This window comes from Aquimarina sp. AWH4_224 (assembly GCF_056160245.1).
On the sequence record NZ_JBSWWU010000018.1, the window covers coordinates 19,169 to 35,948 of the forward strand.

The following is a 16,780-nucleotide window of genomic DNA, read 5'->3' on the forward strand; positions in this document are numbered from 1 at the left end:
CATTAAAATCTACTAATTAAATATCCGCTAAAACCACTTTCAGATTGTATACTCCAGTCGGTATCAGCACTAGAATTGGCGATTACATTTACCTTTTCTCCAGCATTCAATTTCATCACACCACTTACGGCAAGGGTATGAAAATCAGTACCCGCATCTCCTTCAGCGATAGCATGCATACCGTTTTCTAAACTCACTTTGTTTTGAACCCCAATCAATAATCTAAAGTGCCCTGAAGTTACTCCATCAAAACGAACCTGGGCCGAGAAGAAGTACAATCCATTTACAGGAGCAGTGAATGTTCCTGTTGACTCGTCAAAATGGTTTCCATTATCATGTAAATTGGTTACTGTGGCATCACTAGTTCTCCAGGTAGGAACCTGAACAAAGCTTCCAGCACCACTTAGTACTAGCGTTCCATCCAAATCAGCAGAGAAGCTTGGTAAATTGGTTACGGTTAAAGCAGAAGTCGTTACCGAGTTCGCATTAACATCATTACTCCAACTATGATTACCACTACCATCTGTAGTTAAGATATCACCGTTATTTCCTCCTGCAGGAAGTTCAATTTCGTTGGTAGGATCTGCATCCAAATCATTTACATTATCGTTTACCCAACTATAGTTTCCACTTCCATCGGTACGTAAAATTTGTCCGTTAGTTCCTCCGGCAGGTAATTCAATTTCGTTGGTAGGATCGGCATCCAGATCATTTACGTTGTCATTTACCCAACTGTAGTTCCCACTTCCATCAGTTCGTAAAATTTGTCCATTAGTTCCTCCAGCGGGTAGCGTGCTTCCGCTAGAAACGGTAGACCATGCAACATTTCCAGATCCATCAGTAGTCATCACCTGGTTAGCCGTTCCATCTTGTGCAGGTAATGTATAAGCTGCGCCAGCTCCTGCATTATCTCCATCTATGGTTAATGATCCATTTAAGGTAGCATTACCATTTTTTAATATCGTTAAAGCATTTGATTTGTCTGTCGCAGAAGTACCGTTCCCTATCTCAAACAATGGGTCTGTAGCTACCCAGGAATTACTTGTTCCTCCTCCAATGTTATAGCGACCTAATGCAAAAGAATTTTGTGATTCTGCATTGGTAAAAAAACCAGTAGATGTTGCATTTACCCCCAAAGCAGTAGTCCCTCTTCCTAAGGCCACAGAAGCTCGGCCGGATGCAGTTGAACCGTATCCGATTGCTGTAGAACTTGTAGCAGAGGCTGTGTTGCTTTCTCCCGCCGCAAATGATCGATATCCAGAGGCGATATTACCATAACCTATAGCAGTTGCATACGTATTAGAAGCTTCGACGGCATCTCCTATAGCAATAGAATTGTTTCCAGAAGCTATTACTCGTTGTCCAAGGGCTACCGCATATGTGCCTGTGGCACCACTATTGGTACTCGCAAATTCTGAAATACTTAAATCAACAGCATTATCTCCTATATCTCCATAATGGGCTGGATCTCTTCCTACAAGTCTCCATCCTCTATTACTCCCTTCTGTTATTTGTTCTAACCCTGTACTAGAACTTGAGGCAGTATTCGTGATCCATGACACATTTCCTGCCCCATCTGTACTCATGATCTGATTGGCCGTACCATCTTGAGCGGGTAGGGTATAGGCTGCACCCGCTCCATTGTTATCTCCATCAATAGTCAATTGTCCGTTAAGTTGGGTGTTCCCGTTTTTGCGCATAACCAGCGCATTGGTTCTATTGCTATCATCAATTCCGTTCCCGATAATGAATAAAGGATCTGTAGCAACATAAGCAGCATCGTTTCCGTTTACGAATTCACTAAATAATCCAATGGTATGTTGTCCATAACTGGTAGATTGAGTCCCACGACCAATACCTACCGCATAATTACCCGAAGTACTGTTGTTTGCTCCTAATGAAATGGAAGCAAAACGAGAGGACAAATTGTTGAATCCTGCAGAGAAAGCGTTTTCTCCTCCAGAGTTGTTATAAGTACCAAAGGCTGTTGCAGCTGTGCCCTGTACAAGATTTCCTCGACCCATAGCTACAGAAAAATCACCTGAATTACCCTCATCCCAATCTCCGGCAAATCCATCGGATGCTATAGCACTACCGGCTCTGAATGAACCTTTACTCTTATCAAAATACATTCTGATATCATCCGCTGTACCTCCTATATCATTTAATTGCGAGCTTCCAAATACAAAATCATCGGTTGCGATTGTACCGTTAGCATTGCTTGTTACATTATTGGTTGTAGAAAATGCTAAAGTTGGTGCAGTTGGTAAGTTTATCCATGAAGCTTGTCCGCTTCCATCTGTTGTCATCACTTGGTTAGCGGTACCATCTTGCGCAGGCAAAGTGTACGATGAACCTGCTCCTTGGTTGTCTCCGTCGATGGTTAATTGACCATTCAATGTAGTATTTCCGTTTTTAAGCATGACCAAAGCATTGCTTTTATTCGAAAATGTACCATTACCAATTACAAAAAGTCTATCGGTTGCAACAGCAGCGTTAAGGTTTCCGTTTACAGGGTTATTATAATATCCAATGGTAGTTTGTCCATAACTATTGGCTTCATTATTTCTTCCAAGCGTTAATGCAAAAGTACCGGCTACTTGATTACTGGCTCCGAATGCTCCTGCATACCCTCCTGTAACTGTATTACCATTACCCATAGCGTATCCTGTTTCACCAGTTACTTCATTATATCGTCCAAGCGAAACAGATCCTTCTGTAGTGGCTATTGGAGATAATCCCATAGCGACAGAACCAAATCCGATGTTAGCTTCATTCCATTCGTTTCCTGAGGTACCATCAGCTGGATCTTCAAAAGCAAATCCGGCTCTAAAAGCACCTTTGCTTTTATCGAAGAAAAATCGTGAATTATCATCCATACTACCTGCAACATTATCTAATTGCGAACTACCAAATACAAAATCATTTATGGCAATAGTACCATTAGTATTGCTGGTTATGTTAGCAGCTGTGCTAAATGCACCTTGTGAATCCGTTATCCAGCTGTAATTGCCAGATCCGTCAGTACTTAGTACCTGTCCGTTGGTTCCCCCAGTAGGTAATTCAATTTCATTAGTAGCATCTGTATCTCCGTCGTTTACATTATCGTTTACCCAGCTGTAGTTTCCACTTCCGTCGGTTACCAATACCTGTCCGTTAGCTCCTCCAGTTGGTAATTCAATTTCGTTGGTAGCATCAGTATCTCCATCGTTTACATTATCATTTACCCAGCTGTAGTTTCCGCTTCCATCGGTTACTAATACTTGTCCATTGGTTCCACCTGTTGGTAATTCAATTTCGTTGGTAGGATCTGCATCTGCGTCATTTACATTATCGTTCACCCAACTATAGTTTCCGCTTCCATCGGTTACTAATACTTGTCCGTTGGTTCCTCCGGTTGGTAATTCGATTTCATTGGTAGGATCGGCATCAGCATCATTTGTATTATCGTTTACCCAGCTGTAGTTTCCGCTGCCATCGGTTACTAATACCTGTCCGTTGGTTCCTCCAGTTGGTAGTTCAATTTCGTTAGTAGGATCTGCATCTGCGTCATTTACATTATCATTCACCCAACTATAGTTTCCGCTTCCGTCGGTTACTAATACCTGTCCATTGGCTCCACCGGTTGGTAATTCAATTTCGTTGGTAGGATCTGCATCTGCATCTGTGGTATTATTAGGGTCAATCCAACGGTAATTCCCATTTCCGTCTGTGGCTAAAATTTGTCCGTTGGTGCCACCGTTGGGGAGTTCGATCTCATTATTAGGATCTGAATCCGGTCCATTTGCGGCATAATTGGCATAAGGCACTGATAAAATAGGAGAGGAGCCAATAATGGCATAGGCATCTCCACCTGTTGTATCTACCGCTACTTGTAACCAGTAATCTTGAGACCTCCATGCGATTGCTCCAAAATTATCTGCAGTTGCTCCTTGGCCAATGGCAAGAGCAATTACTCCTTGAGCGTTTGAAGTCACTCGATGTGCTTCCTGATAAATATTATTTCCATTAGCATCTCCTTGCAAAATGGTAATTTGGATACCAATGGTTTGATTGATCATTGGATTCCCCGAAGCATCTCTAATTACTGCCTGGTAGTTAAAAGATTGAGAAAATCCTTGTTGCGCAATAAGTAATAGTATAACGGTGGTTAACCATTGTACATATTTTTTTGCGAATGTGTTTTGGGTCGAATTGTAATTTGCATCCATATACGTAGGGTTATAGCATTTACTTTATTTTGGTTTATAGTAGTACAGCTATGTTTTGGGATACCCTATTTTTATTTTTAATTTTTTCTGGATACATGGTTTTTATGAGTGGATATAAATAAAAAACCACCCATAAATGAGTGGTTTTTATATGCCGTTGTTTAGAATTTAGGTCATCATGATTTCCCCCTTATTCTGCTCTGAAATTCCAAACACGGCCAATGGCTACTCCTTGTTGATTATCTTTGGCAATTACCCTCCAATGATAGGTTTTACCAGCTTCAATTTGAACATCCAAGGTGCTAACCTCCAGATTTTCTGCAACTAATTGCGGAGGGTTGGATTCGCCAAAATAAACATCAAACACTAATGGATCCCCATCATTGTCTGTTGCATTCCAATCTAATGTGGTTTGCGATCCCGAAACTGTTGATCCAGGCACCGGTGCTACGGCTACCGGAGAGTTTGGGATGGCATTTACGCCTGCTTCGGGCTCTGTAAAGAACGTTTGCGTAGGCGTATATCTACTTTCATATCCTTTATTATCAATCGCTTTTACCCTCCAGAAATAGGTGGTTCCTTTTTCAAGATTGAAAACAATGCTGGTTTGACTTGTATTGGCAGCAAAAAGTATGTTCTCAAAAGTTTCATCTTGAGCAATATCAATAAAATAAGTCACTGTATTCCTGTTAAACGCTTCGGATGTTTCCCATTGAAACTCCAGATTGAAGTTGGTACATATTAAATTATTACCAGGGAATATCAAATTAGGAAGCGATGGTATTACATCGATGTTGATAGGGTAGGCAACACGTACTACCTCTTCATCTTCTTCTGGGTTGCAAGCCCATAATGATAGAATACTAAGTATAGTGATATATATTTTTTTCATGGTATCTATTTTTAATCTTGTTATCGTTAATTTTTTGAAATGATTGATAGTATTTTAGCACCATCAGACCAGGAGAATTGCAAGGGTAGACCAATTCAATTGCTCCTGGTGATGACAACTCTCATACTCTAATTTTTAATCACTTTAAAGGTTTTGGGAACTTCATTATCAATCTGGATAAAATAAATTCCAGTTGGTAATTCTTGCATAGGGAGTACAACTTGACCTCCTACTACGCTATACTGTTGAGAAGAAACAGTCATTCCTAATGCATTTCTTACACTTACAGAAATGCTGTTTTTACCAATTTCAGGCCATGTAATGGTTACTTGATCACGAGTCGGGTTTGGAGAAAGCGTAACGTTTTCAAACAAACTACCGTCGATTTTTGAGGTTAATTTTCCTTCGCATTCCAAGCTTGAAGATACTTCAATAGCGTCTCCGCTTTTTGCATTGATGACAAAGTTGTGAGTTGGATATTCCCCTATAATCTCATTATTGATCATTACAGTAAATGGAGGTGTTCCTTTCGCAATATTCACTTGTACTTGTTTATTAAAACTATTTGCATTAGTAACAGAGGTTTCTCCAGACATCACTATACCTTCTTCTATAGCGAGTTGGAAACACACTTCACAATTGGGTTCTCCGTTAACGATGAAACATACTGGGTAGTTTCCAGGAGCTAGATCTGCTACTTCCAAAGTTGAGGTAAATGGATATTGTTGTCCATCGATAGTTGCGATGTAATCCCCAGATATAATGGTAGTCACAGCAATAATTCCGTTGTTTTTACCTGGACAAGTCTCGCTTGAGGCTGCAACCTGAAAGTTATTTTCTGGTAGCGTATCGATAGCACAACCAGCTACTATTACCGTACGTGTAACAGGAGTAGCTACATTACCAGAAGGGTCAACCGAGTTATAAGTAATCGTATATGTTCCTTCGGCATTGATAAATTGCGAAAGATCAATAGTCACTTCGGTACCGTCATTGGTGGTAGCACCTAATTCAACATATGCCTCCCCAGGCCCAATCATTTGAGGATTTTCTCCTAACAGTGTAATTACAGGAGCTGTAGTGTCAACAACCTCGATAGTTCGGGTCACTTCAGCATCATTACAAGAGTCATCGGTTGCATTATATCGAATAGTATAAGTTCCTACAGCATCCACAAAATTATCTGTGTTGATTACAACAGTCGATCCATCATCCGTAGTTGCTCCTAATTCTGTATATCCATCTCCTAGCTCAATAACTTGAGGATCAACACTAATTAATGTGATTACAGGAGCAGTTGTATCTACAGTCTCAACTCTTACATTGGCTGTTTTACTTGTAGTATTACCATTTGCATCTGTAACTGTAAGTGTAACTACGTTATCTCCTTTGTTACTACAATCTAAGGTACTTGGGGACACTTCAACAGTATCAATACTACAATTGTCAAAAATATCGTTGGCAGGTACAAAAGCAACATAATCGTTGGTAGTTGTCCAAACTGATTCATTTCTTCCTGGAACTACAATTGCTTCTGTTCCATCAATATTCTCTATTCCTTGAGTTTTATCGTTACCGGCATCAAAAGTGCTGGTTCCATGAATTTCAATTCGATTAGACCCTTCAAATAACTTGATTTGCGTAGTTGTAGCATCAGGGGTCGTGTCATAATAATGAACTGCATCAAAGTCAATAATGGCAATACGATTTGGAGCTGTTCCAATAGTAGTGTATCTTATAGTACCACCTTCTTCAGGATTAATATCGGTCCAATCGTAGGCAATCAGATTATTCGGTTCATTGGTGTCGGGTAAGGTTTGTCCACTGCAACAACCATCATCTTGATTATCAGAAAAAGTAATAAATCCATTAGATGAAATATAAAATTCGGTGTATAAATTACCATAAAAACCAAATTCAAATCCGATAGGTAGTGCCAATGATACTTCATCATCTTCAAGAGTTACTAAGGTTCCTGTGGCACTAATATCCACACGATCAAACGTGCCAGAAGTCTCTACAGTATAATCTCTGGCAACCGGGTCTACACCAATAATATCTGCAGGTAAAATAGTAGCTGTTTCATTGGCATTTAATGTTACCAAATGTTCCTTGGTATTCAATAATGGCGCTCTAGTATCTACCACCGTGACATTGTAACTACAAGATACTGTGCTTCCTGTATTGTCTAGCGTATCATAAGTAAATGTTGTGGTACTTCCTGCAGCTAATAATGATCCGCTAGGAGGCCCAGCCGTGATATTACTAGCACAAGGATAATTGTATATGGCTCCACATGAGGTAGGGTCGCTTTCTAAAGTAAAGTCTGAAGGACAAGAAGGTATGGTAATGGTAACGGTTGTTGTACAAGTTACTCTATTTCCATCGTCATCTCTTACCGTTACAGTTACTGTATTATCTCCGATATCAGCACAAGTAAATGAACTTCTGCTTAGACTAATGCTTCTGATGTCACAATTATCCGTAGCACTCAATACAATATCGTCTTCAGTAATACGAGCATTCCCAGTATTATCTAGTTCTAAAGTAAAAGGAGCAACGCACTGCACTACAGGATCTATAGGGTCATTAACAAAAACAGTTACCTGACTGGTGCTTACCGTACCATTGTTATCAGTAGCGGTTAGCGTTACCACATTTGATGGACCAACATTACTGCAATCAAAGTCCGTTTGGTCTATGGTAAAGCTTTGTAAACCACAATCATCGGCTGCACTTGCGTTAAGGTCGGCTAATGTGATAGAAACATTACCTGTAGCGTCCAGATCAATATCTATAAAGTTGTCTGTAGTAATCACTGGTGCAGAGTCTACGATGTTAATCGTAACATTGATAGAAGTACTGTTATTTTGATCGTCGGTTGCTGTTAATTGTATGATATTGGTTCCAATATTTGTACAATCAAAATCGGTTTGACTTAAACTAAGACTTGGTGTTGTAGCACAGTAATCTGTAGCCGTTAATCCAAAGTCACTTGGTGCTACAGTTAGATTTCCTGTGGCGTTCAAATTAAGTGTAAGTGTAGTTGTAGCTGCTGGCGAAAGATCTCCACGAACCCATACTCTATGAATAGTGCTACTCGTATTTATAGCAAAATCATCTACTTCCCAACGATTTGCTACTCCTAGCCCCCAATGGTAGCTTCCTGATCTCCAAAAAGGAAAATTGGTCAAAGCCAAATCCCCTTGGTTTGTAAATACATTAACCGCCTGGGCTGGGATATTAGCCGTATGATTTGCTAAAACTGTAAAATTAGAAGGGTTATTTATTCCTGAAAATGAACCTGTACCTGTCTTTAGGTAGTTCAATACATTATCATAATTGGTTTTAAAATCGATGACACGACTATGCCCTGTAGTTGCACCGTAAAACCGGACTTCTTCAAAATCGATGGCAGCTGCAAGAGCATTTCCCATATGTCCCCAATTGGCGGTTCCCGCCTCATTATCTCCAAGTGTAGACGAACCTAACAATGGTAAATCAGTATTTCTTACCGTTAGTGCAGAATTGTCTCCTGCAACATGAACATAGTTGAGGATCATTAACCAACCACCACCATCGGTGTCGTTATCCAAAACACCTTGAAATGTGTTGCCATTGAAATTAAAATAATACGTTCCGCTAGGAACACTACCTACGGTAGTTTGCGATAAATTTCGAAATGGATTTGCCATGGTACCGTCTCCAGCATCTCCAAAAACTGGAGGTGTGGTGTCCTGTCCAGGCCCGCATTGTGCGTGTGTGTTAAAAGCAAACAGAAAAAAAGCTAATAACAATAGTAGATTTTTTTTCATAATAAGGGGTTTGTTAATAGTTGTTTTAATAGCGAAACACTAATGGTTTCGTATCTAATACAGGCAACTTTTGGAATACCCTATTTTTATTTTTTCTTGAGATAAAATTGACGGAGAGATGTTCTATTTATAAGTAGCGTGTCTTGAGATTTATGAGTGCTTTTGAAAAGTATAGGAATCAAGTTGACGATTGCCGAAAAATGGTTTGTTTCAAGGTGTTTGAGGGCATTATGAGTTTTAGTGTAGATATGATAATAACCCCTACAAATACCCCTACAAAATTATGTAGGCTTGGAAAAACGCAGTTTTGTTATTTCTTTTGCAATCTTTAAAATGAGTATTATGTAGATCTAAGAATAAAAGGTTATCATAGTACTACTTTTTTTAATAGCTTTGAGTATCGCATAATTTTTGTTTCCCATGCCCGACAAAGACCTATCCGTTTGTGAAGAAAAGAATTTTGATACATTGTTTCATGCCCATTATGAATCGGCAAGGAACTATTTGTATTATAAATGTGGGGATGTGCAACAAGCAGAAGACATCGTTCAAGATGCCTTTGTGAAATTATGGAAACAATGTGCCGACATTATTTTCAATACGGCAAAATCCCTTATTTTTAAGATATGCAATAACGCCTTACTAAACGAGTTTGCGCATAAAAAGGTGAAATTACGGTACGAAGCTATGCCAAGAGATGATAGAGATCACGAAAGCCCAGATTTTATTTTGGAAACAGAAGAGTTTAAAGATAAATTAGAACAGGCTATTGCAAAATTATCTGCAAAAGAGCGTGAAGTATTTTTACTAAGCAGAATTGACAAAAAAACGTATAAAGAAATTGCTGAAATAATTGGGATCACTGTAAAAGCAGTAGAAAGAAGAATGAGTAATGCCTTTATTAACCTAAGAAAAATGTTAGGTGAGGACCTAAAAATCTAAAAAAATAGGGTAATTCTTTGTTTAGCTGTATTAAAGTTGTAAGAGATGATGAAGTAAAGAAACAACTTAATTAAAATACCCATTATTATGGAAAAATACGAATCTGATGAAACATTTATAGCTCGATGGGTAGCAGGAGAGTTAAGTGAAGAAGAGTTGTCTGAGTTCAAAAAAACGGATGCCTATTCGGTATTTAATCATATTAATAAAGAATCACAAAAATTTAAAGCACCTCCTGCAGATGCTCAAAAGGCTTTAGATAAGACCAAAGAACGTATTGCCTTTAAGAAAAAGGGTAAGGTGATTTCTATGACCTGGTATGCAGTAGCTGCATCTATTGCGATTCTTCTGGGGGTTGTGGGATTATTCACTTCAACCAAAAGCTATACAACTTCTTTTGGAGAACAACTAGCGGTTACATTGCCGGACGGATCAAAAGTACAACTCAATGCAAATTCTACTTTAGAGCACAAACGTTTCTTTTGGAATTCTAATCGGGATATAAGCTTAGAGGGAGAAGCCTATTTTGAAGTTGAAAAAGGAGGAGATTTTGTGGTAGCAACGGCAAGAGGAGAAGTATCAGTGCTAGGAACCAAATTTAATATCAAAACAAGGTCTACTATTTTTGAAGTGAATTGCTTCGAAGGAGCAGTAAGATTCGATAAAAAGGGCTCTGAAGAATATCATATTCTGAAAGCAAATGATAAAATTACACTTTCGGAGAATGTAGTAATAGACGAAAAAACCAAAGAAAATAGTCCAAATTGGATGAACGGTATTTCTGTTTTTAAAGAAAGACCATTACAAGAAGTGTTGAAAGAAATTGAAATCCAATATGGAGTTCAATTCCAAACAGGAAATGCCAATGTATCTAATTTGTTTACAGGAAGTTTTGTGCACGATGACCTTGAAAAGGCATTGCGATCAACACTTACGCCAATGGGAGTTTCTTATACAGTATCTGAAGATAATACCATTGTATATTTAGAATAAACCTACTTAATATATCTATGAACCAACACCCCATTTTTATAATTGCACTTTTTGTGTCGGTACTATCGTATTCGCAGTCAAAGATAAACACGGCATATGCAAACACAACACTTAAAGAGGTAATAGCGGATATCGAAAGCCAGACCGATATCTTGTTTTCATACTCGCAAGAAGTGATTAGTTCAAAAACAATTACCCTCCAGGAGCAAGAAATAAGTATTGATGATTTGTTGGTGGCTTTAGCCACACAAACAGGATTGATCTTTGAAAAAGTATCTACCAAACAGATTATCATTGCACAACGTAAGATGATTTGCGGATATCTGATCGATGAAGTCACCAAAAAGAGTATACCTTTTGTCACCGTGATCATCAATGAAGATATAAATACAACGACGGATGACAATGGATACTTTGCTGTTGAAGATACCAGTCTCGGATCCGAGAATGTACAATTTCGTTTTATAGGATACGAGGATCAAGAAGTGACTATTACCGTTGGAGATCCATGTCAAACCATAGCACTAGTTCCTTTATCATCTACACTCGATGAGGTGGTAGTTTTGGGGTATGTGACTTCGGGTATTGATAGAAATAAAGATGGTTCGATAAGTATTGATTCCGAAAAATTAGGGATTCTTCCAGGATTGGTAAGCCCGGATATATCACAAAGTATTCAATTGATACCTGGGATTTCAACCTTGGACGAGTCTGCTACAGGTATTCAGATTCGAGGAGGATCACCAGATCAAAACCTGATATTGTATGATGATATCAAACTCTACAATACGGGGTATTTTTATGGGATGTTCTCTTTATTCAATCCCTTTGCAACCCAAAGAGCAAAGATTTTCAGATCGGGAACAAGTGCCACCTATGGCGATCGTATTTCTGGTATTATCGACATTTCTAGTGGCGATGAAATTCCGGAAAAAGTAGAAGGAGGCCTTGAAATCGACGGATTGTCTATAAATGGGTATATAAAAGCCCCTTTGTCAAAAAAAGTAGCGGTATATGCTTTTGCAAGAAGGTCTTATGCAGATGTTGTAGAAACGCCAACCTATATTAGTTATGCGGATAAAATATTTACAAATTTTGGTGTAGCTAGAGATATTAATGGCAATGTTTTGGAGTTAGAGACTGATGATGATTTTAGCAGAGAATCGAGTAATAGCGACTTTTTTTTCAACGATATGAATGCCAAAGTGGTGTTGAAACCGAATGCTAAAAACAACATTTCTGTCAGTGGTCTTTATACAAGAAATCGGTTAGATTTTGATTTCTTAGGAGGAGATGAAGTAGTAGTGGATTCGTTAATCACACAAAATAAAGGCGTAAGTGTGAATTGGGACTATCGACCTAGCGAAAAGTATCAACAAAAGCTTTCTGCCTATTTTTCAGAATACAATTCGTTTTACCAAAATGATGAAATAAAAGACGAAACCGGAGATGGTATTTTGGATCTTGCAGAAATCAATATCCGGAAAAACGATATTGTTGATTTGGGACTAAAATTTACTTCTACCGCTGCGATCAAAGAAACCCAACAACTTACTTTGGGGTATGAACTCTCGTATACCGATTTGGATGTGGTTATAAGTAAAGAAAACCCAATAGATGACGAGTTGGAAAGATCGGTTCAGGACGACGAGAACTTGCAAAACGCACTGTTTGGAGAGTATACCTTTAATTTCAAGAATAAAGGCCTGATCAATGCAGGAGTTCGTTTGGTACATTATAGCTCGCTAGATGAATTTCTGGTAGAACCTAGAGTTAATTTTGAATATTCCTTAACTGATCGATTACGAATTAAAACAGCCGTAGAACGACGCAATCAACCGATCTCTCAATTGGTAGAATTTAATCATACCGAATTACGTCTGGAAAATGAATTGTATCGTTTGTCCGACGATGAACTGTTTCCTTTGCTGAGTAGTAATCAAATTTCTGGAGGGATATTATATCATTACAAAAACCTGAATATCGATGTTGATGCCTATTACAAAGAATTAGAAGGCTTGACTACATTTACCAATGGTTTCAGTAACCCTCTTGAGAATTTAGAAGAAGGAGAAAGTACCATTGCAGGTGTCGATATTTTATTAAAGTACCGCTGGAAGAATTACAAAGTATGGGCGGGATATACATTTAATGATATTACATTTCAGTTCCCAAATTTGGCGGATACTCCTTTTAAATTTCCCGGTAATAATGATATTACCCATTCATTTAGGATTTCGAACACCTTGCAATTAGAAAAGTGGCAGTTTTCGTTAGGCTGGCAATTCAGATCAGGGAAACCGATTACGCCTGTAGATAGTTATGTGATCCAAATCGATGCCGATGGAGAAAATGCAGGAGTCGTTAATTTTGGTTCTGTGAATAGTGATCGATTACCTGATTTTCATAGATTGGATGCTTCAATATTATATGATTTTAATATCAAAGCAGGTCGTAAAAATATAAGATCTCAACTGGGATTGTCGTTTTTAAATATTTATGACCGGGTAAAACCTTTAAACCTTATTTATAAAGCAGAACGTAAGCCTTTGGATGATGGTGGGATTGCAATACCAGGAACAGATGGATCGTCACCAGAAGAATTAGAAGTCATTCTGGAACAAGTAATCCAACGATTTTCGCTTGGGTTTACACCAAACGCTGTATTCAGGGTGTTTTTGTAAAGAAAAAAAGAAGAAATAAAGAATTAATTGTGTTCAAGATAATCAAGAATTGGTGCTCCTTTTGGAGCATTAATTTTTTTACGTAACCGATATCGATTCATCATCACGCTATCTTCGGAGATGGCCAGCATATTTGCAATTTGTTTGGTATCCAATCCTAATTTTTCCATGGCAATCAAACGTTCTTCGGATTGCGTAAACTCAAACCCTCCATGTTTAATTTTGGTAAAAAAACCGGGATGTACATTGGTGAATTTTTCTCTGAAGGTATACCAATCTTCCTTAGTTAATATTTTGGAAGCAGTGAGTTCCTGAAGATTTTTCAAGGATTCTTTTTCTCCAAATTCGGATTTCAATTCCTCTAATTCTTTGCTTAGCGCTTCCTGTTCATTGCTCTTTTTAATAAGTTGTTGAGTAAAATCTGCCAACTCTTGTTTGTTTTTTTCAAGTTCTCGGAGGGCAAGTAGCGCCCTGTTTTTGTATATTTTTCTAATAAGATAAGCAATGATTACACCAGCAAGTATAGCAGTTATCAATAGGGAGAGATACAGCCTCTTTTTAGAACTTTCTGCTTCGGTGATGAGTTCTAGTTCTCTTTTTTGTTTTACAAATTGAAGACTGTCCGCTAGTTTTTCCTGATTAAATTGATGGGTTAATTCTAGCGCTTGAATCTTTTTGGCATTTTCTACGTTAAAAATAGAATCAGAATATTTTTTGTGTAGTCGATAATCATTAAGTGCTTTTTCATAATTCCCAAGTTGTTTATTCAAGAAACTACGTCTCAAATAAGCTCGGGAAATCCTGTTTTTCGCATTTTGTTCTTTGGCAATAGCAAGGGCTTTTTCGATATACTCCAAAGCTGTTGTATACTCTTTAAGCTGCATATAACTCCCAGCAATGTTATAATGTACCCGTTGTAGCGATAGTAATTTGTTGTTTTGTTGATCAAAAACAAGATTGTCGGTATAAATTTCTATGGCCTTACGATATTCTTTTTGGGAATGATACCAGGCTGCTAGATTAGAATTTACATTATAGATATTTTCTTTATCATTTAGTTCAATGAATGTGTTTTTAGCTTTTTGGTAATAAAACAAAGCAGAGTCCATTTGTTTTGCTTGTCGGTAAGCAACTCCCATCATATTGTATCCGATAGCAACACCAGATGCTTCACCTAGCTTTTTTTTGATTGCTATCGCTTTTTTAAAATAACGAATGGATTTTTTGTATTCTTTTTGATCTCTAAAAACCATTGCAATATTGTGATGTATATCGGCGATGTTTGAGGAATCTTTGATGGTTTCGTAAAGCTTTTGTGATTTTAAGTAAAAAGATATGGCTTCAGGATAATCGCCTTTTCTTTTATTGACTATACCAAGTGCTTCGTAGAGCGCTGCCTGTTGTCGGTTTTGTGAATTTTTTGGACCTTTTTGAATGTACTTAAGAGCTTCAAGTAAGTAGGGTTCTGCTTTTCTGAAATCACGGGTGATATGATAATCTCCGAGATTGATCAGCGCTTTTATTTTTGACGAATCATTCGAAGCAAGTTGTACTTCTTTTTGTAGATTGATGAATAGGGTGTCTTTCTCCATTTGACAGTGAACTTCAAAACAAAAGCTCATGCATATGACGAGTAAGAAAACCTTTTTTGCAATCATGTAATAGGGTAGTTGGTTTACGTATTAACAAATGTATTTGATATAAGCATAATTACGAAATCTCCTGAGAATAAAAATTACGAATCAATATTGAAATCGATATTCTAGATTGTATCTTTGCAAGTAAAATACCCTTTATTTGGGAATCTAAAATTAGTAGTGTGGAATACGCAGAAAATATATTAGGAACCATTGGGAATACTCCTTTGGTAAAGATGAATGCATTGGTTGAGGATGTCGATGCCTTGGTATTAGCCAAATATGAAACTTTTAACCCTGGAAATTCGGTAAAAGATCGTATGGCTTTAAAAATGATTGAAGATGCAGAAGCTGATGGCAGATTACAACCAGGCGGTACTATTATCGAAGGTACATCGGGTAATACCGGAATGGGATTAGCCCTTGCAGCCATCGTAAAGGGATATAAGCTAATATGCGTTATGGCAGATAAACAGTCTAAGGAAAAAATGGATATCCTGAGAGCTGTTGGAGCCAAAGTAATGGTATGTCCTACAAATGTAGAACCAGATGATCCCAGATCGTATTATTCTGTATCCAAACGTTTGGCTGAAGAGACACCGAATTCATGGTATGTGAATCAATATGACAATCCATCTAATGCACAAGCACATTACGAATCTACTGGTCCTGAAATCTGGAAACAGACGGAAGGAAAAGTTACTCATTTTATTGTTGGAGTAGGTACCGGAGGAACAATATCCGGGGTTGGAAAATACCTTAAAGAACAAAATCCTGATATAAAGATATGGGGAGTAGATACCTATGGATCTGTATTCAAGAAATATCATGAGACAGGGATCTTTGATGAGAATGAAATCTATTCATATATTACCGAAGGTATTGGTGAAGACATTCTTCCTGAAAACGTAGATTTTTCGGTAATTGATGGATTTACAAAAGTTACTGATAAGGACGCTGCCATATACACTCAAAAATTGGCAAAAGAAGAAGGTATGTTTTTAGGAAATAGTGCAGGCGCGGCGATCAAAGGACTTTTGCAGCTCAAAGAACACTTTACCAAAGATGATGTGGTAGTAGTATTGTACCACGATCACGGAAGTCGATATGTGGGTAAAATGTTCAATGACGATTGGATGCGAGAAAGAGGATTTTTGGAGGAAGAAATTTCTATGGCCACCGATTTGATCAAAAATCATTCAGACAAACCTTTGGTAACCGTAAAAACCGAAGAACTGGTTTCTCATGCGATAGAGCGTATGCGTAAATTTCAAATTTCGCAAATACCAGTTGTGGATGCCGATGGGTTTGTGGGTTCTGTAGATGAAAGCGCTTTGTTTAAAGCTTTTATGGAAGACAAAAATATGGATAGCACTCCTATAAAAGAGGTGATGAAAGAACCATTTCCTATCGTAAATGCAAAAGCTTCTCTTGATGAGATATCTAAGCTCATCAAAAATGGAAATCCTGCCGTTCTAGTTGCACTCGAAAATGGGAAACATCATATTATTACCAAATATGACGTTATTAGTCATATAAAATAAATCATTATATTTAAAATATAATTTAACCCCTCTATCAGCGTTATCTGCTGATAAAGGGGTTG

Annotated in this window: 8 protein-coding genes; 4 read left to right on the forward strand and 4 right to left on the reverse strand. The window is 37.9% G+C overall.

Features of this window, described 5'->3' with window-relative positions:
• Nucleotides 1-2: 2 nt before the first annotated feature.
• The 3 genes from ACXAGJ_RS23160 to ACXAGJ_RS23170 form a co-directional block, all read right to left on the reverse strand.
• On the reverse strand, nucleotides 3-4,211 hold the full coding sequence (locus ACXAGJ_RS23160) for a C1q-like domain-containing protein (protein WP_474843388.1): 4,209 nt from the start codon (nucleotides 4,209-4,211) through the stop codon (nucleotides 3-5).
• Nucleotides 4,212-4,401: 190 nt separating this feature from the next.
• Complete coding sequence (locus ACXAGJ_RS23165; RefSeq protein WP_474843390.1) at nucleotides 4,402-5,103, reverse strand: hypothetical protein; 702 nt, start codon at nucleotides 5,101-5,103, stop codon at nucleotides 4,402-4,404.
• A gap of 128 nt (nucleotides 5,104-5,231) precedes the next feature.
• The gene (locus ACXAGJ_RS23170) at nucleotides 5,232-8,918 is read right to left on the reverse strand and encodes an immunoglobulin-like domain-containing protein (protein WP_474843392.1); all 3,687 of its coding nucleotides are present in this window, start codon (nucleotides 8,916-8,918) and stop codon (nucleotides 5,232-5,234) included.
• Between the two features lie 420 nt (nucleotides 8,919-9,338).
• Between ACXAGJ_RS23170 and ACXAGJ_RS23175 the strand changes: the two genes are divergently transcribed.
• The 3 genes from ACXAGJ_RS23175 to ACXAGJ_RS23185 all read left to right on the forward strand — a co-directional run bounded on the left by ACXAGJ_RS23175 (nucleotide 9,339) and on the right by ACXAGJ_RS23185 (nucleotide 13,537).
• Entirely contained in the window at nucleotides 9,339-9,860 is a 522-nt protein-coding gene (locus ACXAGJ_RS23175; RefSeq protein WP_474843394.1) for an RNA polymerase sigma factor, read from the forward strand.
• A gap of 87 nt (nucleotides 9,861-9,947) precedes the next feature.
• The gene (locus ACXAGJ_RS23180) at nucleotides 9,948-10,853 is read left to right on the forward strand and encodes a FecR family protein (RefSeq protein WP_474843396.1); all 906 of its coding nucleotides are present in this window, start codon (nucleotides 9,948-9,950) and stop codon (nucleotides 10,851-10,853) included.
• 17 nt (nucleotides 10,854-10,870) lie between these two features.
• On the forward strand, nucleotides 10,871-13,537 hold the full coding sequence (locus tag ACXAGJ_RS23185; RefSeq protein WP_474843398.1) for a TonB-dependent receptor: 2,667 nt from the start codon (nucleotides 10,871-10,873) through the stop codon (nucleotides 13,535-13,537).
• Nucleotides 13,538-13,560: 23 nt separating this feature from the next.
• Here the strand turns inward: ACXAGJ_RS23185 and ACXAGJ_RS23190 are convergent, their stop codons facing one another.
• Nucleotides 13,561-15,129, reverse strand: coding sequence for a tetratricopeptide repeat protein (locus ACXAGJ_RS23190; RefSeq protein ID WP_474843400.1), 1,569 nt, complete (start codon nucleotides 15,127-15,129; stop codon nucleotides 13,561-13,563).
• Nucleotides 15,130-15,356: 227 nt separating this feature from the next.
• On the opposite strand from ACXAGJ_RS23190, the gene ACXAGJ_RS23195 reads away from it, so the two are divergent.
• Entirely contained in the window at nucleotides 15,357-16,718 is a 1,362-nt protein-coding gene (locus ACXAGJ_RS23195) for a pyridoxal-phosphate dependent enzyme (protein WP_474843402.1), read from the forward strand.
• Nucleotides 16,719-16,780 lie beyond the last annotated feature (62 nt).

Coding starts and splice junctions, on each gene's coding strand:
- ACXAGJ_RS23160 (WP_474843388.1), bottom strand. CDS start 4,211: ATGGATGCAAATTACAATTCGACCCAAAACACATTCGCAAAAAAATAT.
- ACXAGJ_RS23165 (WP_474843390.1), bottom strand. CDS start 5,103: ATGAAAAAAATATATATCACTATACTTAGTATTCTATCATTATGGGCT.
- ACXAGJ_RS23170 (WP_474843392.1), bottom strand. CDS start 8,918: ATGAAAAAAAATCTACTATTGTTATTAGCTTTTTTTCTGTTTGCTTTT.
- ACXAGJ_RS23175 (WP_474843394.1), top strand. CDS start 9,339: ATGCCCGACAAAGACCTATCCGTTTGTGAAGAAAAGAATTTTGATACA.
- ACXAGJ_RS23180 (WP_474843396.1), top strand. CDS start 9,948: ATGGAAAAATACGAATCTGATGAAACATTTATAGCTCGATGGGTAGCA.
- ACXAGJ_RS23185 (WP_474843398.1), top strand. CDS start 10,871: ATGAACCAACACCCCATTTTTATAATTGCACTTTTTGTGTCGGTACTA.
- ACXAGJ_RS23190 (WP_474843400.1), bottom strand. CDS start 15,129: ATGGAGAAAGACACCCTATTCATCAATCTACAAAAAGAAGTACAACTT.